This is a genomic window from Streptomyces sp. NBC_00984 (assembly GCF_045162475.1).
Taxonomy (GTDB): domain Bacteria; phylum Actinomycetota; class Actinomycetes; order Streptomycetales; family Streptomycetaceae; genus Streptomyces.
Genome location: NZ_CP108734.1, coordinates 7,527,892 through 7,552,871 on the forward strand (window position 1 = coordinate 7,527,892; position 24,980 = coordinate 7,552,871).

Consider the following 24,980-nt stretch of genomic DNA (forward strand, 5'->3'; position numbering starts at 1 on the left):
TGATGACCCGGATGGTGCCCCGACGGGCGAAGTCGGCCAGACCGTCGTCTCTTCAAGGAGGACGTTTCCGACATGAAGGCCGTCGTGATGGCTGGCGGCGAAGGCACTCGTCTTCGCCCCATGACCTCAAGCATGCCCAAGCCGCTCCTGCCCGTCGCCAATCGGCCGATCATGGAGCACGTGCTTCGGCTGCTCAAGCGGCACGGGCTGAATGAGACCGTCGTAACGGTCCAGTTTCTTGCCTCGCTGGTAAAGAATTACTTCGGGGACGGCGAAGAGCTCGGGATGGAGCTCAGCTACGCCAACGAGGAGAAACCCCTCGGCACTGCGGGGAGCGTGAAGAATGCCGAGGAAGCGCTGAAGGACGACACCTTCCTCGTTATTTCCGGTGATGCACTCACCGACTTCGATCTCACCGACCTCATCGCCTTCCACAAGGAAAAGGGCGGCCTGGTCACGGTGTGCCTGACCCGTGTGCCGAACCCCCTGGAATTCGGCATCACGATTGTGGACGAGGGCGGCCAGGTAGAGCGTTTCCTGGAGAAGCCCACCTGGGGCCAGGTCTTCTCGGACACCGTCAACACCGGCATCTACGTCATGGAGCCCGAGGTATTCGACTATGTCGAAGCCGATGTCTCGGTGGACTGGTCCGGCGATGTCTTCCCCCAGCTCATGAAGGAAGGCAAGCCCATCTACGGCTACATCGCCGAGGGTTACTGGGAGGACGTCGGCACCCACGAGAGCTACGTGAAGGCGCAGGCCGATGTTCTTGAGCGGAAGGTCGATGTCGACATCGACGGCTTCGAGATCTCGCCGGGCGTATGGGTCGCGGAAGGTGCGGAAGTACATCCCGACGCAGTGCTGCGCGGACCTCTCTACATCGGCGACTACGCAAAGGTCGAAGCCGGTGCTGAGATTCGCGAGCACACGGTCATCGGGTCGAACGTCGTCGTCAAGAGCGGTGCATTCCTTCACAAGGCCGTGGTGCACGACAACGTCTATATCGGCCAGCACAGCAATCTGCGCGGATGCGTGATCGGCAAGAACACCGACGTCATGCGGGCGACCCGCATCGAGGACGGTGCGGTCATCGGGGACGAATGCCTGATCGGTGAGGAGTCGATCATTCAGGGCAATGTCCGCGTCTACCCGTTCAAGACCATCGAGGCGGGCGCCTTCGTCAACACCTCGGTGATCTGGGAATCGCGCGGACAGGCTCATCTCTTCGGCGCCCGGGGCGTGTCCGGGATCCTGAACGTCGAGATCACCCCGGAACTGGCGGTGCGGCTCGCCGGCGCCTATGCCACGACTCTGAAGAAGGGCTCGACGGTCACCACCGCACGTGATCACTCCCGCGGTGCCCGTGCTCTGAAGCGAGCGGTGATCTCGGCCCTTCAGGCGAGCGCCATCGATGTCCGGGACCTGGAGAACGTACCGTTGCCCGTCGCGCGCCAGCAGACCGCGCGCGGGAGCGCCGGCGGGATCATGATCCGTACGTCGCCAGGCGTGCCCGACTCGGTCGACATCATGTTCTTCGACGAGCGGGGGGCGGACCTGTCGCAGGCGCGGCAGCGGAAGCTCGACCGGGTCTACGCACGTCAGGAATACCGCCGTGCCTTCCCGGGCGAGATCGGGGATCTGTACTTCCCGTCCAGCGTCTTCGACTCGTACACCGGATCGCTGCTGCGGAACGTGGACACTACGGGGATTGCCGATGCGGGTCTCAAGGTGGTCGTCGACGCCTCCAACGGGAGTGCCGGGCTCGTACTGCCGAGCCTGCTGGGACGGCTCGGCGTCGATGCGCTGACCATCAATCCCGGCCTCGACGAATCACGGCCCACCGAGACCGCCGAGACCCGGCGCTCCGGGCTCGTGCGGCTGGGCGAGATCGTCTCGTCGGCGCGGGCCGCGTTCGGCGTGCGGTTCGACCCGGTCGGTGAGCGGCTCTCCCTGGTCGACGAGCGGGGCCGGATCGTGGAGGACGACCGGGCGCTCCTCGTGATGCTCGACCTCGTGGCGGCCGAGCGGCGCAGCGGGCGGGTGGCGTTGCCGGTCACCACGACGCGCGTCGCCGAGCAGGTCGCGGCGTACCACGGCACGCAGGTCGAATGGACGACGACATCGCCCGACGATCTGACGCGCGTGGGACGCGAGGAAGGCACCATCTTCGGTGGAGACGGGCGCGGGGGCTTCATCGTTCCCGAATTCAGCAGTGTCTTCGACGGCTCGGCCGCGTTCGTGAGGCTCCTGGGGCTGGTGGCCAGGACACAGCTCACCCTCAGCCAGATCGATGCCCGCATCCCTCGTGCCCATGTCCTGCGCCGTGATCTCGCCACCCCTTGGGCCGTCAAGGGCCTGGTCATGCGCCGGGTCGTGGAGGCCGCCGGTGACCGCAGCGTCGATACGACGGACGGGGTACGGGTGGTCGAGGCCGACGGGCGGTGGGTGATGGTGCTGCCGGACCGGGCCGAGGCGGTCACCCATCTGTGGGCCGAGGGGCCGGACGACGCCTCCGCACAGGCGCTGCTGGACGAATGGGCGGCGGTCGTGGACAGCGCAGGTCAGTGACGGTTGTTCCGGTGTGTCCGACGGCGGCCGACAGCGCCTTCGGGCACACCGGTGGGGCCATTCGGCGGTAGCGGCGACGACGTGCGACGATGTGCGGCATGTCGCAGCAGCCCCCCGATCGGAGTACCGCCTCGCCTCCCGCGCGTCCCGACGCATCCATGTCGCTGCTGACCAATGTGATGGACCACAGCCTGGACGACGGATACGCCGAGGCATCGGCGCGTCGCAAGGCCGACGGGAGCGCGGGCCTGCCCCGTACGCTCAAGTCGAAGCTCGGCCTCGCCGCATGTCTGGTGCTCGCCGCCCTCGTCGTCACGCTCGGGGCCGCGGAGGCGCGCGTCTCCGCGCCGGTCCTCGCCAAGGAGCGCCAGGAACTGATCGATCGCATCGACGACGAGACGACGGCGGCCGACACCCTCGAGTCGCAGGTGGACAAACTCCGGGACGACGTGGGCAGGCGCCAGCGCAGGGCGTTGGAGAAGCACGGCGGGGACCAGGGAGAACGGGTGGCACTGCTCGCCGGGGCGACCCCGGTGGAGGGGCCCGGCGTGAAACTCGTCGTCGACGACGCCAAGAACACCGACCAGGGCGGCGGCGGACCGAGGGAGACCAGTGGATTCGCCGACACCGGGCGGGTCCGCGACCGGGACCTTCAGCGAGTCGTCAACGGGCTGTGGCAGTCCGGCGCGGAGGCGATCGCGATCAACGGGCAGCGTCTGACGGCCCTGTCGGCGATCCGCGCGGCGGGCGACGCCATACTGGTCGACAACAGACCGCTCGTTCCGCCCTACACAGTGCTGGCGGTGGGGGACGGGAAACAACTCGGCAACGCGTTCCAGGACAGTGCCGACGGTCAGTATCTGCAGGCGCTCAAGGACACCTTCGACATCCGGACGAGCATGTCCGTGCAGCAGAAGGTGAGCCTCCCGGTCGCGCCGAGCCTGATCGTACGTACAGCAGAGCCTTATCAGGCCGCAGACACCGGCAGTGGTGCGGCAGACACAGGGAGGGGCACATCGTGATCGCCGTACTGGGCCTCGTCGTGGGAGTCGTGGTCGGACTTTTGGTCCGGCCCGAGGTACCGGCAGTGGTCGAGCCGTATCTCCCGATCGCCGTCGTGGCCGCCCTCGACGCAGTCTTCGGTGGTCTGCGGGCCATGCTCGACGGGATCTTCGTCGACAAGGTGTTCGTCGTGTCGTTCCTCTCGAACGTCGTGGTGGCCGCACTGATCGTCTTCCTGGGCGACAAGCTGGGCGTCGGAGCGCAGCTGTCCACCGGTGTGGTGGTCGTGCTCGGGATCCGGATCTTCTCCAACGCCGCGGCCATCCGCCGGCACGTCTTCCGGGCCTGAGGCCGATGAGCAACGAAGAATTTCCCGACGACACGGAGCACGCCGGCGAGCAGACGGCGGGCCCCGCCAATGACCTCACCGGTCGTCAGCGGCTGATCGCCGGACTGTGGCCGCCGCGGGTGACGCGGGCTCAACTCATCGTCGCGGTGCTGCTGTTCGTTCTCGGTCTCGGACTGGCCATTCAGGTGCGGTCCAACAGTGACAACAGCGCACTGCGGGGTGCCCGGCAGGAGGACCTGGTCCGGATCCTCGACGAGCTGGACGACCGGACACAGCGCCTGGAGGACGAGAAGCAGCGGCTGGCCGCTCAGCGCACGGAGCTGGAGAACAGCTCCGACCAGGCCGAGGAGGCGCGCAAGCAGACGGTGGAGAAGGAACGGCAACTCGGTGTTCTCGCGGGCACCGTGGCGGCACACGGGCCCGGGATCACGCTCACCGTCAACGATCCCGGGGACGGGGTGAAGGCGGACATGCTGCTCGACGCACTCCAGGAGCTGCGGGCGGCGGGCGCCGAGGCGATCGAGGTCAACGGGGTGCGTGTGGTCGCCAATACGTATTTCTCCGGTGACGGCGGCAACGTCAGGGTCGACGATCGTAAGATCAGCGCGCCATACGTCTTCGAGGTGATCGGCAAGCCCCAGGATCTGGAGCCGGCGCTGAACATCCCGGGCGGTGTGGTGCAGACGCTGGAGAAGGAGCAGGCCACCGTGCAGGTCGCGCAGGCCGACGACATCGTCGTGGACGCCTTGCGACCGGCGAAGCAGCCTGACTACGCTCGGTCGTCGTCCCCGTGAGGCCGCGACGCGGAGGGGACGAAGGATACGGGCGCGAGGTTGCGGGGGGTCGCCGCATCGTATTGGTGGTGCGTGGTGGAAACTGTCGAGTGGATACGGACGTTGTGAGGATGTCCGGGTCGGCAGGTGTGTTCATTCAGGGTTCGTCCTGCCCCACGGGCGGGTCTATTTCGGTCAAGGGGAAGCGCCCGTGAAGTTGTTTGGGAAGTTGTTCGGCAAGAGCGCTCGAGACGAGGCTGCCCGCCATCGCGCACCGCGCCATGGCCAGGCGGACGAGCAGGGCACGGAGCGCCCGCTCTTCCGTGATCAGGTGTCGGGTACGGACAGTGACAATTCGGGAGCTTCCGGCGCGTCGTCTGTTGACCCTGCCGGTCCCGGCCGCATAGGTTTCGGAGAATCGTCGACCTCACGTACGGGTGGAGAGTTCGCCCCCAGGCAGGAGGGTTCGTCCATGCCGGTCTGTACGAGGTGCGGACATCGCAACGCCGAGGCCAGTCGTTTCTGCTCCAACTGCGGTGCGCCGCTGAGGGGTGGGGTTCCCGAGCGTGCCTCGGAGACGACCTCGACGATCTCCATCTCCGGTCTTGAGGCGTACGAGGCGGAGGTCACCGGGCAGACGGCCGTTCCGTCCCTCTCGCCCGAGGCACAGGCGGCCGTCGATGCCCTTCCGCTCGGCTCGGCGCTCCTGGTGGTGCGTCGTGGTCCGAACTCCGGCAGCCGCTTCCTGCTGGACGGTGAGCTGACCACGGCCGGCCGCCACCCGCAGAGCGACATCTTCCTCGACGACGTGACGGTGTCACGGCGGCATGTGGAGTTCCGCAGGAGCCCCGACGGCAGCTTCACGGTCGGGGACGTGGGCAGCCTGAACGGCACCTACGTCAACCGTGAGCGCATCGACTCCGTCGCCCTGTCCAACGGCGACGAAGTGCAGATCGGCAAGTACCGGCTGGTCTTCTACGCGAGCCAGCGCGGTATCTGACCCGTCAGGGAAGGTCCATGCTGAGAACACCGACGGGCGGTGCCGTGGCCGGCACCGCCACCGCCGACGACCGCCCGATGAGCATCGGCACGGTGCTCCTGCGGCTGCGGGACGAGTTCCCCGAGGTCACGATCTCCAAGATTCGATTCCTGGAGGCCGAAGGGCTCGTCGAGCCGCAGCGGACCCCGTCCGGCTATCGCAAGTTCCGTGGTGCCGATGTGGAGCGGCTGGCTCAGGTGCTGCGCATGCAGCGGGACCACTACCTCCCGCTGAAGGTCATCCGTGAGCATCTGGATGCCCTCGCCCGTGGTGAACAGGCCGCCCTCCCGTCCGAGGGCGGCCCGCGGGACCTGACCGGCGGCTGGGAGGCGGAGCCCGGACGGGCCACCGCGGCCCGGATCGGCCGTGCCGAGCTGCTGGCGGCCGCCGAGGTCGCCGAGAGCGACCTGGACGAGTGGGAGTCGTACGGCTTGGTCGTTCCGACCGCAGAGGGCGGTTACGACGCCGAGATGGTCACAGTCGCCAAGCTTGTGGCGGATCTGGGCAGGTTCGGTCTGGAACCGCGTCACCTGCGTGCCATGCGAGCGGCCGCGGATCGCGAGGTCGGGCTCATCGAGCAGGTGGTCGCGCCCTTGCGCCGGCACCGGAATCCGCAGACCAGAGCCTATGCGGAGGCCACTGCGAAAGAGCTCGCGGAGCTGTCCGTGAGGCTTCATTCGGCCCTTGTACAGAGCGCTCTGCACATCCGGCTCCACTGATCACGCCGGTGCCCGACTACCCAAACCTGCCGGGCACGTCCTAGGGTTGCTGTGTGAACGAGCTCGACGTTGTGGGTGTCCGGGTGGAAATGCCCTCCAACCAACCGATCGTGCTCCTGCGTGAAGTGGGAGGCGACCGGTACCTCCCCATTTGGATCGGTCCTGGTGAGGCGACCGCGATCGCCTTCGCCCAGCAGGGCATGGCTCCGGCCAGGCCGCTGACCCATGATCTCTTCAAGGACGTGCTCGAGGCCGTCGGCCAGGAGCTCACCGAGGTCCGCATCACGGACCTCCGGGAAGGGGTCTTCTACGCGGAGCTGGTCTTCGCCAGCGGGGTCGAGGTGAGCGCGCGGCCGTCCGACGCCATAGCGCTCGCATTGCGCACCGGAACGCCGATCTACGGCAGTGACGGGGTGCTCGACGACGCCGGCATCGCCATCCCGGACGAGCAGGAGGATGAGGTGGAGAAATTCCGCGAGTTCCTCGATCAGATCTCTCCGGAGGATTTCGGTACCAACAGTCAGTGACCGTTCTTCGGGGCCGCCGTCAGCGCATCCGGCAAGCCTTTCCCGCTCGTGAGTCACGGGAAACCACCCTCAGGGTGATTATCACTCGGCGTGCCGAGTGTGGCGATCGTTGACGCACCCCGAGTGACTGCCTACCTTCGAGATGGCAGGTCAAGGACGGAGGTCGGCGTGAGAAGCAGCGGCGACGGTACGGCAGCGGGTGGGCCGTATCCGCAGCAGGGGAGTACAGCCGACCACACCATCATGCAACCGGTTCAACCGGCGGCGGTGGCGGGGGACGGAGTGGCATCGGTCAACGACATCGGCTACCGCGGGCCGACCGCCTGCGCGGCTGCCGGGATCACCTACCGGCAGCTCGACTACTGGGCGCGCACGGGGCTGGTGGAGCCGAGCGTGCGTCCGGCGTACGGCTCCGGCACACAGCGGCTCTACAGCTTCCGGGACGTCGTCCTGCTGAAGATCGTGAAGCGCTTCCTGGACACGGGTGTGGCACTCCAGAACATCCGCACCACGGTTCAGCATCTGCGGGCCCGGGGATTCCAGGACCTCGAGCGGATGACGCTGATGAGCGACGGGGCGACGGTCTACGAGTGCTCCTCGCCCGACGAGGTCGTCAGCCTGCTCCAGGGCGGCCAGGGGGTCTTCGGTATCGCGGTGGGCGTGGTGTGGCAGGACGTGGACGCCGCCCTCTCACAGCTGCACGGCGAGCGGGTGGACACCGGCGAGACCCTCATCGGGAACAACCCCACCGATGAGCTCGCGCGGCGCCGCAACCGCGCCGGCTGACCCGGCCGACGGTTCGGGCGCGGCGATTGTCAGTGCCGTAGGGCAGCATCGATTGATGTGAGAGCCGCGCCCACCATCCTGCATCTGGACATGGATGCCTTCTACGCCTCTGCCGAGCAGGCGGCGAAGCCGAGCCTGCGCGGCAAGCCGGTCGTGGTCGGCGGACTCGGACCACGCGGAGTCGTCGCCACCGCCTCGTACGAGGCGCGACGCTTCGGGGTGCACTCGGCCATGCCCATGGCGCAGGCGCGGCGGCTGGCGCCCAACGCGGCCTATCTGGTGCCCCGCTTCCAGCTGTACCGGACGGTGAGCGACCAGGTGATGGAGCTGCTCGCGCGGCTCTCCCCACTGGTGGAGCCTCTCAGCCTGGACGAGGCCTTCGTCGACCTGGAGGCCGGCGGGACGGCCGACGACACGGCTTCGGCGCTGGAGATCGGCGAGCAGCTGCGTACGGCCATCAAGGCGGTCACCGGGCTCACCGGCTCGGTGGGGCTCGCCGGTTCCAAGATGCTGGCCAAGATCGCTTCGGAGGAGGCGAAACCGAACGGCCTGCTGCTCATGGAGCCGGGCACGGAGCGGGAGCTGCTCGCACCCATGTCGGTGCGGATTCTCCCCGGTGTCGGACCTGCGACGGCGGACCATCTGCGCCGTGCCGGGATGACCACGGTCGACGACCTGGTCGAGGCGGGAGAGGACGAGCTCGTACGCCTGCTGGGGAAGGCGCACGGCGGCTCGCTCCACCGGATGGCGTTCGGGTACGACGACCGGCCGGTGGTCGCGGAGCGGGACGCGAAATCGGTGTCGGTCGAGGACACCTTCGACGCCGACCTGCACGACCGGGTGCGGATCAGGACGGAGGTCGAGCGACTGGCCGGCCGCTGCGTCCAGCGGCTGCGGGGCGCGGGGCGGTCCGGGCGGACGGTGGTGCTGAAGGTGCGCCGGTACGAATTCTCGACGCTCACGCGGTCCGAGACGCTGCGAGGGCCCACGGACGACCCCACGGTGGTCCGTGAGGCCGCCGCGCGGCTCCTGGAGGCAGTGGACACCACCGGAGGCGTCCGGCTCCTCGGAGTGGGCGTGACGGGGCTTGCCGACTACACGCAGGAGGACCTCTTCGCCCAGGCCGCCGGTGAGCGGGCCGCGTCCGAGGATCCGGCTGCGGAGGCGACGCCGTCCGGGGACGACGGGGCCGAGCCGCCGGACGATCCCCGGGCGGAGGCCGAGGAGACCGCCGAGCAGCGCGCCGCCCGGCGCTGGCCCGCCGGACACGACGTACGCCATGACGCATACGGCCATGGCTGGGTGCAGGGCAGCGGCGTCGGCCGGGTGACCGTGCGGTTCGAGGAGCCCGAGTCGGCGCCCGGCCGGGTGCGTACGTTCCGGATCGACGACGCGGAACTCCGGCCGGCCGATCCGCTGCCGTTGGTGCGGGACCCGGTGGACTACTCGTCCTGGCCGGCCAGTCTGCCGAAGTCCCTGTCCGGGCCGGCCCCCTCGGGCGGGGAGTCCAGACCGTAGTGCCGGTAGAGCTGGAGCTCCTGTTCCGGTGAGAGATGGCGGCCGACGCCGAAGTCGGGCGCGTCCTTGATCAGCGCGCGGTCGAAGGGGATGCGGAGCGAATCCTCCACGAATTCGCTGGGTTCCAGCGGGACGAACGCGTCCCGGCTGAAGAGTCCGGTACGTACGGCCGCCCACTCGGGCACACCGGTCGCGTCGTCGAGGTACACCTCGTCCACGGTCCCGATCTTGGTGCCCTTGCGGTCGAACGCCTTGCGGCCGATCAGGCTGCGCGGATCGATGTCGGTCTGCACGGTCCCTCCCACTGGTCGCGGCTACTCCACAAGCACTACAAAAGGGCAGATCCGGGTGGTTGGCCACTCGAGAAATCAGCCATGAACCCCGCTGGTAGGCTGGTCATGGCTGCTGACCCCGTGCGGGAGAGTCCTCCGGAGTTGATCCGAAGGCGCCGAAGGAGCAAATCCTCCCCGGAATCTCTCAGGCCCCCGTACCGCACGGACGAGGTCACTCTGGAAAGCAGGGCGGGTTTCGTGCGGCCGAGTGCCGGTGCGATTCCTTTCCTCACCGACGGTGAAAACCGGTGTGCCACAGGGCGCGCCGGTGAAGCTCTCAGGTTGAGATGACAGAGGGGGAGGCCGTTCGGGCACCCGCGCCGTGGTGCCCCTCGCAGGTCGTGACAGACCAGGAGGCCTCCACCATGACCCCCCGTCGCACTCCGCTCTCCCAGCTGGAGCAGGGTATTCCGTTCGAGCAGCGCCATATCGGACCCGATGCCGAGGCGCAGTCGAAGATGCTCGCCCAGGTCGGTTACGGCTCGCTGGACGAGCTCACCGCGGCCGCCGTGCCCGACGTCATCAAGAGCACGGAGGCACTCGGGCTGCCGACCGCGCGTACCGAGGCCGAGGTCCTCGCGGAGCTGCGCGCCCTCGCGGACCGCAATCAGGTGCTGGCCCCGATGATCGGACTCGGCTACTACGGCACCTTCACCCCGCCGGTGATCCTGCGCAATGTCATGGAGAACCCCGCCTGGTACACGGCCTACACGCCGTATCAGCCGGAGATCTCGCAGGGCCGCCTGGAGGCGCTCCTCAACTTCCAGACGATGGTCGCCGAGCTGACCGGGCTGCCCACCTCCGGCGCCTCCCTGCTCGACGAGGGCACCGCGGCCGCCGAGGCCATGGCCCTCTCCCGGCGCGTCGGCAAGGTCAAGGACGGCGTCTTCCTCGTCGACACCGACACCCTGCCGCAGACGATCGCGGTCATCGAGACCCGCGCCGAGCCGACCGGTGTCGAGGTCGTCGTCGCCGACCTCTCCGACGGCATCCCGGCGGAGATCGCCGAGCGCGGTGTCTTCGGCGTCCTGGTGCAGTACCCGGGCGCGTCCGGGGCGGTGCGGAACATCGAACCCGTCATCGAGCAGGCCCACGAGCTGGGTGCGATCGTTACGGTCGCCGCCGACCTGCTGGCCCTGACCTTGCTCACCTCGCCCGGTGACCTGGGCGCGGACATCGCGGTCGGCACCACGCAGCGCTTCGGTGTGCCGATGGGCTTCGGCGGACCGCACGCCGGCTTCATGGCCGTACGCGAGAAGTTCGCCCGCAGCCTTCCCGGCCGTCTCGTCGGAGTCTCCGTCGACGCGGACGGCAACAAGGCCTACCGGCTGGCCCTGCAGACCCGCGAGCAGCACATCCGCCGCGAGAAGGCCACCAGCAACATTTGTACTGCCCAGGTGCTGCTCGCCGTCATGGCCGGAATGTACGCCGTCTACCACGGCCCGGACGGGCTGCGGACGATCGCCCGGCGCACCCACCGCTACGCGACGATCCTGGCCGAGGGCCTGCGCGCCTCCGGTATCGACGTCGTGACCGGTGCCCACTTCGACACCCTCACCGTGCGTGTCCCGGGGAAGGCCGCCGACGTTGTCGCGGATGCCCGCGAGCGCGGTGTCAACCTGCGGCTCGTCGACGCCGACCTGGTCTCCCTCGCCTGCGACGAGACCACCACGCGTACGCAGATCGCCGCCGTCTGGGCCGCCTTCGGCGCCGACGGGGACATTGAGGAGCTGGACGCCAGCGCCGCCGACGCGCTGCCCGAGGGGCTGCTGCGCACCGACGAGATCCTCACCCACCCGGTCTTCCACCAGCACCGTTCCGAGACCGCGATGCTGCGCTACCTGCGCAAGCTCGCCGACCGCGACTACGCGCTGGACCGCGGCATGATCCCGCTCGGCTCCTGCACCATGAAGCTGAACGCGACCACCGAGATGGAGTCGATCACCTGGCCCGAGTTCGGCGCGCTGCACCCCTTCGCCCCGGCCGAGCAGGCGCAGGGCTTCCTCACCCTCATCCGTGAGCTGGAGGAGCGCCTCGCCGAGGTCACCGGGTACGACGCGGTCTCCATCCAGCCGAACGCGGGCTCGCAGGGCGAGTTCGCGGGCCTGCTGGCCGTACGGGCGTACCACCGGGCCAACGGTGACGAGCAGCGCACCGTCTGCCTCATCCCGTCCTCCGCGCACGGCACCAACGCGGCCAGCGCCGTGATGGCCGGCATGAAGGTCGTCGTGGTCAAGACCGCCGACGACGGCGAGGTCCACATAGAGGACCTCCGCGCCAAGATCGAGAAGCACCGCGACGAGCTCGCTGTGCTCATGATCACGTACCCGTCGACGCACGGCGTGTTCGAGGAGCACGTCGCCGACATCTGCGCCGAGGTGCACGACGCCGGCGGTCAGGTGTACGTCGACGGCGCCAACCTCAACGCGCTGGTGGGCCTCGCCCGGCCGGGCCGGTTCGGTGGCGACGTCTCGCACCTGAACCTGCACAAGACCTTCTGCATCCCGCACGGCGGCGGCGGCCCCGGCGTCGGCCCGGTCGGGGTGCGCGCCCACCTCGCGCCGTACCTGCCGAACCACCCATTGCAGCCCTCGGCGGGTCCCGAGACCGGCATCGGACCGATCTCGGCCGCTCCGTGGGGCTCGGCCGGCATTCTCCCCATCTCCTGGGCGTACGTACGCCTGATGGGCGGGGAGGGCCTGAAGCGTGCGACGCAGGTCGCCGTGCTCGCGGCCAACTACATCGCCAAGCGTCTGGAACCGCACTACCCGATCCTGTACAACGGCCCGGCCGGTCTGGTCGCGCACGAGTGCATCGTGGACCTGCGGCCGATCTCCAAGGCGACCGGCGTCAGCGTCGACGACATCGCCAAGCGGCTGATCGACTACGGCTTCCACTCGCCGACCATGTCGTTCCCGGTCGCCGGGACGCTGATGATCGAGCCGACCGAGAGCGAGAACCTCGCGGAGCTCGACCGGTTCTGCGACACGATGATCGCCATTCGCGACGAGGTCGAGAAGGTGGCCTCCGGCGAGTGGAGCGCGGACGACAACCCGCTGCACAACGCTCCGCACACCGCGGCGATGCTGGGCGGGGAGTGGAAGCACGGATACAGCCGTGAGGTGGCGGTCTTCCCGGCCGGAGTCTCGGCCGCCGACAAGTACTGGCCGCCGGTGCGCCGGATCGACGGCGCCTTCGGCGACCGCAACCTCGTCTGCTCCTGCCCGCCGCTGGACGAGTACGACAACTGAGTCATGAGCGCCACCATGTGACGCGGACATGCGTCGGGGCCGGTTCGGAGAAGTCTCCGGGCCGGCCCCAGCTCTTACCGGCCGCGGTCAGGCGGCCTTCATCACCCGATCGGTCCCCAGGGGCCGGTGCGGAGCGATGATCTGACCGTCCGGGAGCAGCTCACCGGTGTCCTCGAAGAGCAGGACTCCGTTGCACAGCAGGCTCCAGCCCTGTTCCGGGTGGTGCGCCGTCAGGCGGGCGGCTTCCCGGTCGGCTGAGTCGGCGGTCGGGCATGGTGGCTGGTGCTGGCACATGGCTGGGTTCTTTCGCTGCGTTGTAGTGAATGTCCTGCGGCTGGATGAGGTGTTCATGGCCGCCCCCCCCGTATCGATCGGTCCGGTCCCAGTGTTGCCCCACGGGCGTCAATCCGCAGGTATTTCGCAGCAGCACTTCTCCCTACCCGGAGGACGCATCACCCGCGCGGACGGTTCACCGCAACTGCACTGTCCCTTCGGGTGGTTCGGGGTGGTCGTTCCGGGCTAGTCCGGAAGGGCGCGAAGTGCGCCCCTCCAGCACTGTGCCCCGCGACCGGGGACGGCGGCGGGGCACGGTGTGCTGATGCGGGGTCCGGTTCTCAGGCCGGGGAGCCGAGCAGGGGGCCGGGGCCGGGGGTGATGCGCAGCGTCATCACGCGGAGCAGATCGGCGACCCGGTGCGGGCGATGTGCCGCGATGCCCGGTGGGGCGGGAGCCAGCGGAACCAGAAGATCGGCGGGGGCGAGCGCCCCGGCGGAGGCGTCGGCCTCGACGTCGCCGTGCAGCCACAGCGCCAGCATGTAGAGCTCCGGGATGGACAGCAGCCGCGGCTGGTAGTGCGGTGTCACCGTCTCGGCCTGGCGCAGGGCGAGCTCGGTCGAGGCGATGTAGGGGCCCTCGAAGAAATGCGAGAAGGCCCAGCCGTCCGGGGTGAGCATGGTGTCCGCCGCGGCGACGGCCTGCTCCGTGCTGCGGATCAGGAATCGCCACCCGGCCAGCCGGGTCGCGGGAGCGAGCCCGTTCGGACCGATCCGCTCCAGTACGTGGACGGGGAGCGGGAGTTCGGGGCTCAGTGGCCCCTGGGCGGATCGGAGGGCGGGTGTGCGGGCTTCGCGGACCGCGGTGGGTGAACCGAGTGCCGCGAGAACGCTGCGCAGAGCGGGCGCGGGAGCCGGGGGAACATGCAGCGGCATAGTGGGTCGCCTCTCACTTCGGAGACACGGTGGTGCGTGGGCGGGTGCAGACGGCGCTGTCGGCATGCGGGGCCAGAGGAGGCCGGTGACTGGGCCGGTGCGTCAACTCTCTGCCTCGTCCGCGGAGTTTATACGACACGTGTTCACGCGGTGATTCCACTAGCCGTCGCAGGCATTGCCGACAAGGCGGTATCAAGACTTTATTATGCGGAGAATCTACTGATTCTGTGTCAACGGCGCAGCCGCCGCCTGGGATTTTTCCCCCGGCGCGGACGGCTGAAACGCGTCGGCGTTTTCACTCACGCCGGACGGGGAAACGTGTGCTGCACCATGCCCATGGAATGTGCCTCCGGCGGGCGCCCTCAGATTACTGGGTCCACGGCGTTCTCGGGGGCGTTATGGATCACGCGGCCTGGGCATTATCGATCGTGACGCGAGCGGCCTGGGCCGCGGGCCGCCCACTTGAGGGAGGGACGCTCCGATGGGGGAGAAGGTCGTGGCGGGCGCCTTTGACCTGTCCGGTCGGCAGGGGTACCGGAAGAAGCTCCACCAGTGCCTGGAGGGACTGGAGAGACTTCTTGCGGAGCGGAGGTTCGACCGGCCGCGCAACCTCATGGGCGTGGAGATCGAGCTGAATCTCGCGGGCGCCGACGGCATGCCGAAGATGATGAATGGGGAGGTCCTCCCGCGCATCGCGAGCCGTGATTTCCAGACCGAACTCGGGATGTTCAATTTGGAAGTGAACATAGTCCCGCACCGTCTGGACGGGCGCGTTTTCGATCAGTTGGCCGAAGAGCTCAGGACCGGGCTCGGATATGCCCACCGGAAGGCGGGCGAGGTCGATGCCGGGATCATGATGATCGGTATTCTGCCCACCCTGCGCCATGAGGATCTCGTTCTGGCGAACCTCTCGGACGCGGACCGCTACACACTGCTGAACGATCAAATGGTGGCCGCGCGCGGCGAGGATTTCTCCCTCGATATCCAGGGCGTGGAGCGATGGGTCTCCACCTCCGCCTCGATCACGCCCGAGGCCGCCTGCACCTCGGTCCAGTTCCATCTGCAGGTGACACCGGCGCGATTCGCGGCCGTGTGGAACGCGGCCCAGGCCGTCGCCGGTGTCCAGATCGCACTCGGTGCCAACTCGCCCTTCCTGTTCGGCAGGGAGCTCTGGCGGGAATCGCGGCCGCCGCTCTTCCAGCAGGCCACCGACACCCGGCCGCCCGAACTCCAGAACCAGGGGGTGCGGCCCAGGACCTGGTTCGGAGAGCGGTGGATCGACTCGGCGTACGAGCTCTTCGAGGAGAACCTGCGCTATTTCCCGCCGCTGCTCCCGATCTGCGACGAGGAGGAGCCGCTGCGGGTCCTCGACGAGGGCGGGGTGCCGCGGTTGCAGGAACTGGTGCTCCACAACGGAACGGTCTACCGCTGGAACCGGCCCGTGTACGGGCTGGCCGACGGTGTACCCCATCTGCGCGTGGAGAACCGGGTCCTGCCCGCCGGACCCACCGTCACCGATCTGATCGCCAACGCGGCGCTGTACTACGGGCTCGTGCGGTCGCTCGCGGAGGAGTCCCGTCCGGTGTGGACCAGGCTGCCGTTCGCCGCGGCGGCGGAGAACTTCGACACCGCCTGCCGGCTCGGCATCGACGCGGAGCTGATCTGGCCACGTCCCGGCCGTGCGGGCGGGCTGACCCGGGTGCCGGCCGTCAAGCTCGTACGGGACGAACTGCTGCCGCTGGCCGCCGCGGGGCTCGATGCCTGGAACATCGAGCCCGCGGACCGCGACCGCTATCTCGGGGTCATCGAGGAGCGCTGCAAGCGACGGGTGAACGGGGCCTCCTGGCAGGCGGACACCTACCACCGGGCACGGGAGGCCGGGCTCGACAGGCACGCGGCGCTGGCCGCGACCACCCGGCGGTACGCCGAACTGATGCACAGCGGGGAGCCCGTGCACACCTGGCCGACCGGTGCTCCCAAGCCGTGAGCCCGGCACGGCGGGCGCCGTTGCCCGGCGCTCGATCCGGCTCCGGCTCCAGTTCCGGCTCCGGTTCTCGTTGAGGTTTTCGTTCCCGCCGCGGTACGGCGTCGCTGCTTGCGGACGGTGCCGGTCCGGCCGCGTCCGGGGCTACTCCTGGGCGGCGTGGCCGCTCTGACCGGCTGTCATGATGGCCTGCAGGATCACCGTTTGGATCTCGGCCGGGTCGATGACCTGGTAGCCACCGCCGCCGGTCACCTTCGCTATCTCGTTCACCTCCTCGCGGTCGGCCTCGGGACCGACCGCGATGGCGAGCAGCGGCACCGGGCGCTCCGGATCGGCGATCCGCTTCAGTTCCGCGATCAACGCACTGCGGGAGATGGAGAGGTTGTCCTGGTTCGATCCGTCGGTGAGGATCACGACCGCGTTGAACTTGCCCTTCACATACGTCGCCTGGGCGTCCTTGTAGGCGGCCAGCATGGTGTCGTACAGACCGGTCGCGCCGCCCGGCACGGGCTTCAGCGCCGCGAAGGCCGCGGCGAGCTTCTCGCGGTGGGTGCCGCCGCCCTTCGCCGGATTGCCCAGTCGGGCGGTCGGCATCAGCCTGCGGTAGTCCTTGTCGCCGTCGAGCGTGGTGGCGAACTCCCAGAGCCCGATCTCGTCGTTCGGGGTGAACTGGTCGAGGGCCTGGATCAGGGACGCCTTGGTGACATCCATCCGGGACTGGTTGCGCCCCGGGACGATCGTGGCCATGGAACCCGACGCGTCCACGACCGTGGTCAGCCGAGCGCTCTGCACCGTGATCGTCCACATGCCGAGCGTCTGCTGGAGCGCCTCGGCGGTCGGTGCGGCGGCGGCCGCGGTGGCGTACGGCTGGGGCTTCTTGCCGCCGGCCGGTGCGACCACCGACTCCTCGGCCGTGCCGTCGACGTTCCTGAACCCGTGCTTCTCCAGGGTGGCCTGGGCACCGGGTTCGTTCAGCAGCGTCATGAACCGCAGCGCCGCCCGGCCCTCGGACGTGCTCATCCTGGCCTCGTCGACCAGCGTGTACGGATAGTCGAGGAGCGGGGTGCCGTCCTGGGGGTAGAAGAGGTCGAGCTTTCCGCCGCCGGTCGACTCCGCGTTGTGGGCGAACGCGGCCTGCTCGGAGAGGAGCACCGCCTGGTTGCGCTCCGGATTGCCCTGCTGGGCGCCCGAATCGCTCTGCGCCAGTGTCTCCAGCACCTGGGTGTCACCGTCCGACATGCGCTGCGCGAGCAGCTTGGCGGTCGCCGCGACCCTGGTGTCGCTGTCTCCGCCCTGCTTCTCGGAGGACGCGCCGATGCAGGCGAGCGCCAGCAGGCCGGTGGCGCTGCGCGCCGGGTCGGCCGAGCCGAGCCGCACCTTGTCCGACTTCATGGCCGCGCCCGTCAACTCCGCCCAGGAGTACTTCTTCTTCGGCCAGCCGAGGCCCTTGGCCGCGGACGGCACCATGGCCAGGGTCACGGGGGAGGAGGCGATGGAGTCGCCCGGCGTGATCGGGACGCCGTCGCCGGAGCCCTTGGCCCGGTCGAGCCAGAGGTCCGAGTCGGGCAGCCAGACCTGGAAGTCCGGGGTGCGGGCGTCGCTGGAGAGGGAGTCGGCGACCTTGTAGGAGTCGCGGGCGACCACCGTCACGTACAGACAGCGACCGTCGGATCGCACCTCGTCCTTGCGCGCCTTGTCGGCGACGGCGCGAACGGCGGGGGCGATGTCCGGCGAGGCCATCATGGACAGACGAATGGCCGAGTCCTCGCAGCTCTTCGAGAACGACAACAGGCCGCCCTGCGCCGCGACGGCCGTCCCCGCAGCGACCGCGAGTACGAGCATGGTCGCGATCACGACGGTGCGCCGACGGTGAGGCGGTGATCCGTCCCCGCTTCCGTCGCCGGCGTAGTCGTCGGGCAAGCTGTGACGTCCCATGTCGGTGGTGCCCCTCCTTGAGGATGAACAAGGAAAAGGGGGACCACACCATCGGCAATGGTGGTTGTCCCCCGGCCTGTCGCGCATGATCTTCGTACCTGCATTCGAGACCCTAGCCGGACGGGGAGCAGGATGGGGCGTGAATGCACAACTCAAGGCAGGTGTACAGGTGGAGGCGGGGCTTGTGGCTGATTCTTTCTCCCAGGAGGCTGTGCCGCGACGGATTCTGCGGTCCGAAACGGTCCTTGTGCTGGCTCTCTCGTTGGGGGCCAGCGGAGTGTCTGCCCTGATCAGTTTTGTCGGATCGCTGACGAAACCAGGGGGTTTGAAGGATCAGGCCGCGACGCTCAACAGTTCGTACGCGCCGGGGCGTCCATGGCTGGATCTCGCCTGGCAACTCTTCGGAATCACAACGGCTCTGGTGCCCGTCGCCCTGGTCGCGCATCTGCTGATCAGGGAAGGCGCCGGCCTGCGGGTCATCGGTTTCGACCGCACCAGGCCGTGGCCGGACCTGGGGCGCGGCACGATGGTCGCGGCGGGTATCGGAAGCGCCGGCCTCGCCTTCTATCTGGTGGCCCGCGCCGCCGGATTCAATCTGACCGTGGTACCGGAATCACTGCCCGATGTGTGGTGGAAATTCCCGGTCCTGATCCTGTCCGCGATCCAGAACTCCGTCGTGGAGGAAGTGATCGTCGTCGGGTATCTGCTGCGCAGACTGGGACAGTTGGGGTGGACGCCGATGGCCGCCCTGGTCGCCAGTTCGGTGCTGCGCGGTTCGTACCACCTGTATCAGGGGATCGGCGGCTTCATCGGCAACATGGTGATGGGCGTCGTCTTCGTGCTCCTGTACCGGCGCTGGGGGCGGGTCGGGCCGCTGGTCGCGGCACATGCGCTGCTGGACATCGGGGCGTTCGTCGGATACGCCCTGCTGGCGGGGCAGGTGGGCTGGTTGCCCACGCCGTGAGGGACGGGCCGGGTGCGGCGGGGGCGCAGGGGAGTGGCCTCGTCGCCCCCGCGCAGCCTGCGGGGGTCAGAGCGGCGTGAGCAGTTCGCCGTCGATGACCGTCACGGCGTCCCCCGTCAGCAGGGTGCGATTGCCGCGCAGCGAGGTCCGGACCAGGCCGGAACGGGCGGAGGCCTGAAGTCCGGTCAGTTCGTCACGACCGAACCGGGCCGACCAGAAAGGCGCCAGCGCGGTGTGGGCACTGCCGGTCACGGGGTCCTCGTCGATCCCGACACGCGGGAAGAAGCCGCGGGAGACGAAGTCGTAACCGCGGGAGGGGTCCTTGGCGGCGGCCGTGGCGATGACGCCCCGCCGGGAGACATCGGCCAGTGTGGCGAGATCGGGGGTCAGCCCTCGTACGGTCGCCTCGTCGGACAGTTCGACGAGCAGATCGCCGATGTGCGGGCCGGTGTCGTGGACGGAGAGGGGATCCGCGCCCAGGGCCGCGGCCAGCCCGGCCGGGGCGGCCTCCGGTGTCAACGAGGCCGTGGGGAAGTCGAGAGTGGTGGCACCGTCCGGGTGCGCGGTCGCGGTGAGGATCCCGCACCGCGCCGCGAAGCGCACCGTGCCGCTCGCCGTCCCGGTGGTGTGCAGGACGTGCGCGGTGGCGAGGGTGGCATGCCCGCACATGTCGACCTCCGTGGTCGGGGTGAACCAGCGCAGCGCCCAGTCGGCCTCGCCGCCCGGGGGCAGCGGGTGGGCGAAGGCGGTCTCGGAGAGGTTCAGTTCCGTGGCGACCCGCTGGAGCCGATCGTCGTCGGGAAAGGTCTCGGAATCCAGGAGCAGGACTCCCGCCGGGTTGCCGGTGAAGGGGCGGTCGGTGAACGTGTCGACGATGCGAATCCTCATGCCGCGACCCTACGTACGGTGCGAAGCCGGGTGCCAAGGCCAATCCGGTGTCACTGGACCCGGAATGCCGACGGGCGAACGGTGTCAGTGGCACCCGGTACGGTCCGTGTATCGGATCGAGTCGGACCGGGGAGGCCCTGCCCATGGGGACCAGGTGGAGTGTGACGATCGACTGCGCGCGTCCGGCGAGGCTGGCCGCGTTCTGGGCGCTGGCCCTGGGCTATACGGAGAAGCCCGCGCCTGCCGGGTTCGGGAGCTGGGAGGAGTGGTTCGCGCACCATGAGGTCCCGGAGGACGAGTGGGACCAGGGCGCGTACCTGTGCGATCCGGAGGGGGTGGGTCCAGGTCTGACCTTCATGCAGGTGCCCGAGTCGAAGGTCGTGAAGAACCGCCTGCACCTCGACGTGCAGGCCGGTGGCGGTCGTGAGACTCCCTGGGAGGACCGTTGGCCGCGTGTGGTCGAGGCGGTGGAGCGTTTGACGGCCGCCGGCGCGACCGTGGTGCGTGAGGACGAATTGCAGGGCAGGCCGGACCATGTGGTGATGGCCGACCCGGAAGGGAACGAGTTCTGCCTGCTCTGACGGTGGTTCCTGCCAGTCCGCGGACGCCAGGCGGCCCCAGGCTGAGGCGGGTCCGTGGTCACGCGCCCCGGTCGGTTTCCTGAGCGGCGTGCTCCAGCCTGCTGCGATGCTTCTCCCACCAGGCCGAGTCGCCCGGCGCCATGTTTTCGTTGCCCTTGCTCATCCCGACGGCGCCGTCGACGAGTTCCCGGACGATATCGGCGTGCCCGGCATGCCGGTGCGTATCGGCGATCACGCGCACCACGGCATGATGCAGCGTCACCTCGCACCGGTCGTCCGGCCACCACGGCACCCTGCCTGTCGTGTCCAGCGCCAGCGCGTCGATCGTGGCGTCCGCATGCGCCCATGCCCGGCGGTACAGCGCCACGATGTGCTCGCGTGACTCGCCGGCGGTGACCCACATGTCCGCGTTGGGCTCGGCGCCGTCCTCGACCCAGGGCAGTGGCTCGCCGGACGGCCGTCCGAAGGTGTCGCCGAGGTAGCCCAGCTCCACACTGGCCACGTGTTTGACCAGGCCCAGGAGGTTGGTGCCGGTCGGTGTCAGCGGGCGGCGGGCGTCGTACTCCGAGAGCCCTTCGAGTTTCCACAGCAGGGCCTCGCGGGCCGACTGCAGGTAGAAATGAAGGTCGGCCTTGCGATCCGATTCGGTCATGGGGCCAGTCTGCCGCTCGCGCGATCTTTGTTCACCGCCTTTGTGCACACCCCTCTCGCCGTCCTCTTGCGCATCCGGCACGGGCCGAGCGTGCGGGCGCGTGAGCCGACCGCGCCGATGCGCTTGTCCGCCCTTGCGGCACCGCACTACGTTCCCGATGCGGATCTCTTCTCACGCTCGTGGACGGCGCTGCGCACGGCGGTCGCCGGACTCCCGGACGAGGACTTCGCGAAACCGTCCGGCTGTGCCGGCTGTGCCGGCTGGCTCGTGCGGGACCTGGTGTGTCATCTGGTCATCGACGCCCAGGACGTCCTGATCACGCTGGTGACCCCCGCCGAAGCGGAACCGACGCGCGACGCGGTGACCTACTGGGACGTCGCCGAAACGCCGCCGACCGGCGACGACCGGCGACGACCCGCTGGACGCGCTGACCGTCCGGCCGGCCGCCGCGTACGAGGAGCCCCGGCTGCTCAAGTTCCACTTCGGCGACGTCGGCTCCGCCGCCGGCCGCGCCGCCGGACTCGCCGACCCGGGCCTCCGGGTCGGCACCCGCGTCGCAGCCCGGACCAAGGCCACCGCACCGGCAGCAGCCGCGGCTCCGCCGCCACCCGAGACGCAGAACGAGCCCGCGCCGGAACCGCCGGCGGAGGACGAGGAAACGATGGCCGACGTGATCCCGCTTGGCCTGTTCGACCCGCGCGAGGACCCCTGGAGACGTTCATGACCACGCCTCACCTCCTGCCCTCCGAAGCGGACCGGCACCTGAGTACCCGTCCGGGCTGGCGCGAGTTCACACAGGACCCGCCGACTCTGCCGGTCATGCTGTCCGAGGACGCGTACGCGGCGCTGAGCGATGCCGGCCTCGCCCGCGACACCGAGGACCGGCTGGACCACCACACCCGGCTGCGGGTAGTGGCCACCTCCACGGTCCGCCACACCGTCACCACCGGCCGTCGGCTGATCCTGCTGAACCGGCACGCCGTCAGTGCCCGCCGCGGCCTGATCGCCTCCGGGCCCGCGGGCACGGGAAAGACCATCGCGATCACCCAGCTCGGCCTTGCCCACGAGCTCCAGGACCAGGCCCGCCACCCGGATTCACCCGACCGCATCCCGGTCCTCTACATCACCGTCCCGCCGGCCGCGACACCCCGCATGCTCGCGGCTGAATTCGCGCGCTTCCTCGGTCTGCCCACGACCCGCCAGTTCAACATCACCGACATCATCGAGTCCGTCGTCGGCGTCTGCACCAAGGGCCGCACCGGTCTGGTCCTGGTCGACGAGATCCACAGCATCTCGCTCACCAGCCGCACCGGCGCCGAAGTCGCCGACACCCTCATTACTTCTCCGAGCACATCCCGGCCACATTCGTTTACGCCGGCATCGACGTCGAGCACAGCACCCTACTCACCGGCACCCGAGGGGCCCAGATCGCCGGACGTTTCACACTGATCCCCTCTCACCCCTTTCCCTACAACGCCGAATGGAAGGGCCTGGTCAAGACGCTGGAGGAAACCCTGCTCCCGCGCAGTCACCGGCCGGGCACGCTCGCCGACTCGACCGGTTCCTCCACGACCGGACCGGCGGGATGATCGGCGCGCTCTCGCACCAGATCCGCGGAGCCGCGATCGACGCGATCCTCAGCGGCACCGAGAAGATCACCAAGAAGAGCCTGGAGAACATTCCCCTCGACGTCGCCGCATCCACCCGGATTCCCGCGTCGGGGGACGCCCGTTGACCAGCAGAACATGGACCAGCCCCGCCCTCGTCCCGCTGCCCTTCCAGGTCAGGCCCATCGCCGACGAAGGCCGCGACGAGTTCGTCGAACGCCTCGCTGAAGCCAACTACATCAAGGCCCGCTACCTGCGAAAGATCGTTCGGGAACCGCCCGACCACCGGGGTCACGTCCAATGGGAACGCCTGGCCGCCGTCACCGGCCGGGACCCAGTCCAACTCAGCGACATCCTGGGGCACTCCCGTTGCAGGGGCTGCGGCATCATCCTGCCCCTGGACAACAAAGCCTCCGACCGGCGGACTTGCTCGGCTGCCTGCCGGACGAAGAGCTACCGTCAACGACTCCGCCCCACCGACAAGCCACAAACGCGTCGCATGATCGTCTGCGCGGGCTGCGGTCAAAGCGTCGAAGTCCTCGAACAGCAACAACGCCGCCGTTACTGTTCACGCACCTGTCGCCAACTGGCCCGCGAGCAGCGCCAACACGAACTCGGCGCGCTCCCGGTCAAGGCTTGCCAAGCATGCCGGAAGATTGGCAGCGGGGATACAACATCACCTGACGGACGGTGCAGGCCCTGGTCAGCCAGTGGCGGGGCCGCGCAGGCAGCGGTCGCGGCGCAAGAGTCCTCCGTCTCAGGTCGTGCTCGGCAGGGCGTGCGCGAGGAGGGTCTTCGCTGCCGTCCGTGCGTGTCGGCCGTAGTCTGCTTCGCCCAGCACCATGGCACGACTGGCCGCCCCGTCCGCGAGGGTGACCAGCTGTTCGGCGAGTACGGCGGGTTCGCGGCAGCCCAGCTCCGTCACCAGTGCGGTGACCAGGCGCACCATGTGCAGTTTCTGTTCACGGGCGTAGGAGTGGACCGTGCTCTCCGGATCGGGGAACTCCGCCGCGGCATCGATGAACGGGCACCCGCGCACTGGTGCCGCATCCGGCGCGGGCTGGTCGAACAGCCCGAGGATCCGCTCCAGCGGTGGGATGTCCTCGCGGGTCAGCACGCTTTCCAGGGTGGCCCCCGACGAAGCGAGGTCCTGAAGGTGGGCGATCACCAGGTCGTTCTTGGTCCGGAAATGCGCGTAGAGCGTGCGCTTGGACACCGGTGCCGCCTCCGCAACCTGCTCCATGCCGGTCGCGTTGATCCCCTGGGTCGCGAACAGCTGGGCGGCGGCGGCCAGGATGCGCTCCCGTCCGCCACGCCCCCGCCCTTGAGATGCCGTAGTCGTCGCTCTCATGCATCGAGTATACGTATGCGTTTACTTCGAGAGGAATGGTCTGCTAGGGTCCCGCGATGTAAACGGTCTCGTTTACATCAATTGTTGTCGAGGAGTGCCCCATGAACCTGCTGATCCCCGCCGAGCTGAGTGTCTGCGCGGAGAAGCTGATACGCGGCCGTCGCGCGACCCGTGCGTTCCGTCCCGAAGCGGTACCCGAGGACACGATGCGAGCGATCTTCTCGCTGGCCGGCGCCGCGCCGTCCAACTCCAACGCGCAGCCGTGGCGGGTAGAGGTGGTGAGCGGCGCCCCACGTGAGCGCCTGGCGGACGCCTTGCAGGCGGCCCACTCCGCACACCGCGCCTCGGTCGACTTCCCGTATTCCGAGGACATGTACTCACAAGTGCACCAGGCGCGCCGGGCGGCGTTCGGTGCCCAGTTGTACGGAGCACTGGGCATCGGTCCCGACGATCGCGAGGCGCGGGCGGCTTACGACGCGGTAAGCCTGCGCTTCTACGGCGCGCCGCACGCTGCGTTCCTGTTCGTCACCGGGGACGGCGGGGCCCGGCTGGCCGCTGACGTCGGTGCCTACATGCAGACGCTGCTCCTGGCAATGACTGCGTACGGTCTGTCGAGCTGTCCGCAGGGGCTGCTGAGCTTCTATGCCGACACAATCCGCGCCGAACTCGGAGTCACCGGGGGACAACTGCTCGTGGGTATCTCCTTCGGCTACGCCGACGAGGCCGCGCCGGTGAATCACGTCACGACCGAGCGGGCCGCGCTCGAAGCGGTCACGACCTTCCACAGCTAGCCGGTTCGCCCGTGCGCGCCACTCCCCGCGCTGCGGCGCCCCCGGCGGGTTACCGCAGCTGTCAAGTGGCATCAGTTTCACTGACATCGATAGTGAGCGAGCGGCGCGAGTGACTCCCGAACTCACATCGAAATGACATCCCCGGACCCCCGGAG

Annotated in this window: 21 protein-coding genes, 2 pseudogenes and 1 riboswitch; of the genes and pseudogenes, 16 read left to right on the forward strand and 7 right to left on the reverse strand. The window is 68.9% G+C overall.

Translation table 11 applies throughout. From position 1 onward, the window contains the following. Positions 1 to 72: 72 nt before the first annotated feature. From OG520_RS33670 to OG520_RS33710, 9 genes are all read left to right on the forward strand, one after another. Positions 73 to 2,568, forward strand: coding sequence for a mannose-1-phosphate guanyltransferase (locus OG520_RS33670; protein ID WP_266422395.1), 2,496 nt, complete (start codon positions 73 to 75; stop codon positions 2,566 to 2,568). A gap of 98 nt (positions 2,569 to 2,666) precedes the next feature. Then, positions 2,667 to 3,590: a DUF881 domain-containing protein gene (locus tag OG520_RS33675; protein ID WP_406015606.1), complete on the forward strand. Its 924-nt coding sequence runs from the start codon at positions 2,667 to 2,669 to the stop codon at positions 3,588 to 3,590. Beyond that, positions 3,587 to 3,919, forward strand: coding sequence for a small basic family protein (locus tag OG520_RS33680; RefSeq protein ID WP_003970459.1), 333 nt, complete (start codon positions 3,587 to 3,589; stop codon positions 3,917 to 3,919). Before OG520_RS33675 ends, OG520_RS33680 begins: the two co-directional genes overlap by 4 nt. Before the next feature lie 5 nt (positions 3,920 to 3,924). Continuing rightward, complete coding sequence (locus tag OG520_RS33685) at positions 3,925 to 4,713, forward strand: DUF881 domain-containing protein (RefSeq protein WP_406015607.1); 789 nt, start codon at positions 3,925 to 3,927, stop codon at positions 4,711 to 4,713. 190 nt (positions 4,714 to 4,903) lie between these two features. Beyond that, positions 4,904 to 5,692, forward strand: coding sequence for an FHA domain-containing protein (locus OG520_RS33690; RefSeq protein ID WP_266422403.1), 789 nt, complete (start codon positions 4,904 to 4,906; stop codon positions 5,690 to 5,692). Positions 5,693 to 5,709: 17 nt separating this feature from the next. Further along, entirely contained in the window at positions 5,710 to 6,450 is a 741-nt protein-coding gene (locus OG520_RS33695) for a MerR family transcriptional regulator (RefSeq protein WP_406015608.1), read from the forward strand. 53 nt (positions 6,451 to 6,503) lie between these two features. Then, complete coding sequence (locus OG520_RS33700) at positions 6,504 to 6,977, forward strand: bifunctional nuclease family protein (RefSeq protein WP_006123076.1); 474 nt, start codon at positions 6,504 to 6,506, stop codon at positions 6,975 to 6,977. A gap of 168 nt (positions 6,978 to 7,145) precedes the next feature. Continuing rightward, entirely contained in the window at positions 7,146 to 7,763 is a 618-nt protein-coding gene (locus OG520_RS33705; protein WP_399335073.1) for a MerR family transcriptional regulator, read from the forward strand. Between the two features lie 57 nt (positions 7,764 to 7,820). Next, a complete protein-coding gene (locus tag OG520_RS33710) occupies positions 7,821 to 9,281 on the forward strand; it encodes a DNA polymerase IV (RefSeq protein WP_406015609.1) in 1,461 nt (486 codons plus the stop codon). Here OG520_RS33710 and OG520_RS33715 read toward each other — a convergent pair. Further along, positions 9,206 to 9,574, reverse strand: a complete 369-nt coding sequence (locus OG520_RS33715) for a PRC-barrel domain-containing protein (RefSeq protein ID WP_399335077.1) — start codon at positions 9,572 to 9,574, stop codon at positions 9,206 to 9,208. The genes OG520_RS33710 and OG520_RS33715 overlap by 76 nt on opposite strands. A gap of 113 nt (positions 9,575 to 9,687) precedes the next feature. Further along, positions 9,688 to 9,784: riboswitch (glycine riboswitch) on the forward strand. Between the two features lie 194 nt (positions 9,785 to 9,978). Here OG520_RS33715 and gcvP point away from each other — a divergent pair. Continuing rightward, positions 9,979 to 12,864 (forward strand): aminomethyl-transferring glycine dehydrogenase, encoded by a 2,886-nt coding sequence (gene gcvP, locus OG520_RS33720; RefSeq protein ID WP_406015610.1) that lies wholly within the window; start codon positions 9,979 to 9,981, stop codon positions 12,862 to 12,864. Positions 12,865 to 12,951: 87 nt separating this feature from the next. On the opposite strand, the gene OG520_RS33725 is transcribed toward gcvP, so the two are convergent. Both OG520_RS33725 and OG520_RS33730 read right to left on the reverse strand, forming a co-directional pair. Continuing rightward, on the reverse strand, positions 12,952 to 13,158 hold the full coding sequence (locus tag OG520_RS33725; RefSeq protein WP_072488625.1) for a DUF5999 family protein: 207 nt from the start codon (positions 13,156 to 13,158) through the stop codon (positions 12,952 to 12,954). Positions 13,159 to 13,478: 320 nt separating this feature from the next. Next, a complete protein-coding gene (locus OG520_RS33730; RefSeq protein ID WP_399335081.1) occupies positions 13,479 to 14,072 on the reverse strand; it encodes a hypothetical protein in 594 nt (197 codons plus the stop codon). Positions 14,073 to 14,553: 481 nt separating this feature from the next. Here OG520_RS33730 and OG520_RS33735 point away from each other — a divergent pair, with 481 nt between their 5' ends. Next, entirely contained in the window at positions 14,554 to 16,059 is a 1,506-nt protein-coding gene (locus tag OG520_RS33735) for a glutamate-cysteine ligase family protein (protein WP_406015611.1), read from the forward strand. Positions 16,060 to 16,200: 141 nt separating this feature from the next. Here OG520_RS33735 and OG520_RS33740 read toward each other — a convergent pair whose 3' ends face one another. Then, positions 16,201 to 17,991, reverse strand: a complete 1,791-nt coding sequence (locus tag OG520_RS33740; protein ID WP_406015612.1) for a substrate-binding and VWA domain-containing protein — start codon at positions 17,989 to 17,991, stop codon at positions 16,201 to 16,203. 184 nt (positions 17,992 to 18,175) lie between these two features. Here OG520_RS33740 and OG520_RS33745 point away from each other — a divergent pair, with 184 nt between their 5' ends. Further along, positions 18,176 to 18,955, forward strand: a complete 780-nt coding sequence (locus tag OG520_RS33745; protein WP_399335154.1) for a CPBP family intramembrane glutamic endopeptidase — start codon at positions 18,176 to 18,178, stop codon at positions 18,953 to 18,955. 66 nt (positions 18,956 to 19,021) lie between these two features. On the opposite strand, the gene OG520_RS33750 is transcribed toward OG520_RS33745, so the two are convergent. Further along, the gene (locus OG520_RS33750; protein WP_406015613.1) at positions 19,022 to 19,843 is read right to left on the reverse strand and encodes a PhzF family phenazine biosynthesis protein; all 822 of its coding nucleotides are present in this window, start codon (positions 19,841 to 19,843) and stop codon (positions 19,022 to 19,024) included. A 143-nt stretch (positions 19,844 to 19,986) separates the two neighbouring features. Between OG520_RS33750 and OG520_RS33755 the strand changes: the two genes are divergently transcribed. Further along, positions 19,987 to 20,424, forward strand: coding sequence for a VOC family protein (locus tag OG520_RS33755; RefSeq protein WP_406015614.1), 438 nt, complete (start codon positions 19,987 to 19,989; stop codon positions 20,422 to 20,424). Between the two features lie 58 nt (positions 20,425 to 20,482). Here the strand turns inward: OG520_RS33755 and OG520_RS33760 are convergent, their stop codons facing one another. Further along, positions 20,483 to 21,076: a DinB family protein gene (locus OG520_RS33760; RefSeq protein ID WP_406015615.1), complete on the reverse strand. Its 594-nt coding sequence runs from the start codon at positions 21,074 to 21,076 to the stop codon at positions 20,483 to 20,485. 117 nt (positions 21,077 to 21,193) lie between these two features. Here OG520_RS33760 and OG520_RS33765 point away from each other — a divergent pair. Beyond that, positions 21,194 to 21,550 (forward strand): annotated as a pseudogene (locus tag OG520_RS33765) (maleylpyruvate isomerase N-terminal domain-containing protein); the annotation flags it as partial. Positions 21,551 to 21,796: 246 nt separating this feature from the next. Beyond that, positions 21,797 to 22,811 (forward strand): annotated as a pseudogene (locus OG520_RS33770) (AAA family ATPase). Positions 22,812 to 23,440: 629 nt separating this feature from the next. Here the strand turns inward: OG520_RS33770 and OG520_RS33775 are convergent. Continuing rightward, on the reverse strand, positions 23,441 to 24,034 hold the full coding sequence (locus tag OG520_RS33775; protein WP_406015616.1) for a TetR/AcrR family transcriptional regulator: 594 nt from the start codon (positions 24,032 to 24,034) through the stop codon (positions 23,441 to 23,443). Positions 24,035 to 24,135: 101 nt separating this feature from the next. On the opposite strand from OG520_RS33775, the gene OG520_RS33780 reads away from it, so the two are divergent. Next, complete coding sequence (locus OG520_RS33780; RefSeq protein ID WP_406015617.1) at positions 24,136 to 24,825, forward strand: nitroreductase family protein; 690 nt, start codon at positions 24,136 to 24,138, stop codon at positions 24,823 to 24,825. Positions 24,826 to 24,980: the final 155 nt, after the last annotated feature.

Excerpts from the sequence above, each read along its gene's own strand:
- OG520_RS33670 (WP_266422395.1), top strand. The coding sequence starts at position 73 with ATGAAGGCCGTCGTGATGGCTGGCGGCGAAGGCACTCGTCTTCGCCCC.
- OG520_RS33675 (WP_406015606.1), top strand. The coding sequence starts at position 2,667 with ATGTCGCAGCAGCCCCCCGATCGGAGTACCGCCTCGCCTCCCGCGCGT.
- OG520_RS33685 (WP_406015607.1), top strand. The coding sequence starts at position 3,925 with ATGAGCAACGAAGAATTTCCCGACGACACGGAGCACGCCGGCGAGCAG.
- OG520_RS33695 (WP_406015608.1), top strand. The coding sequence starts at position 5,710 with ATGCTGAGAACACCGACGGGCGGTGCCGTGGCCGGCACCGCCACCGCC.
- gcvP (WP_406015610.1), top strand. The coding sequence starts at position 9,979 with ATGACCCCCCGTCGCACTCCGCTCTCCCAGCTGGAGCAGGGTATTCCG.
- OG520_RS33725 (WP_072488625.1), bottom strand. The coding sequence starts at position 13,158 with ATGTGCCAGCACCAGCCACCATGCCCGACCGCCGACTCAGCCGACCGG.
- OG520_RS33730 (WP_399335081.1), bottom strand. The coding sequence starts at position 14,072 with ATGCCGCTGCATGTTCCCCCGGCTCCCGCGCCCGCTCTGCGCAGCGTT.
- OG520_RS33735 (WP_406015611.1), top strand. The coding sequence starts at position 14,554 with ATGGGGGAGAAGGTCGTGGCGGGCGCCTTTGACCTGTCCGGTCGGCAG.
- OG520_RS33740 (WP_406015612.1), bottom strand. The coding sequence starts at position 17,991 with ATGGGACGTCACAGCTTGCCCGACGACTACGCCGGCGACGGAAGCGGG.
- OG520_RS33750 (WP_406015613.1), bottom strand. The coding sequence starts at position 19,843 with ATGAGGATTCGCATCGTCGACACGTTCACCGACCGCCCCTTCACCGGC.
- OG520_RS33755 (WP_406015614.1), top strand. The coding sequence starts at position 19,987 with ATGGGGACCAGGTGGAGTGTGACGATCGACTGCGCGCGTCCGGCGAGG.
- OG520_RS33760 (WP_406015615.1), bottom strand. The coding sequence starts at position 21,076 with ATGACCGAATCGGATCGCAAGGCCGACCTTCATTTCTACCTGCAGTCG.
- OG520_RS33775 (WP_406015616.1), bottom strand. The coding sequence starts at position 24,034 with ATGAGAGCGACGACTACGGCATCTCAAGGGCGGGGGCGTGGCGGACGG.
- OG520_RS33780 (WP_406015617.1), top strand. The coding sequence starts at position 24,136 with ATGAACCTGCTGATCCCCGCCGAGCTGAGTGTCTGCGCGGAGAAGCTG.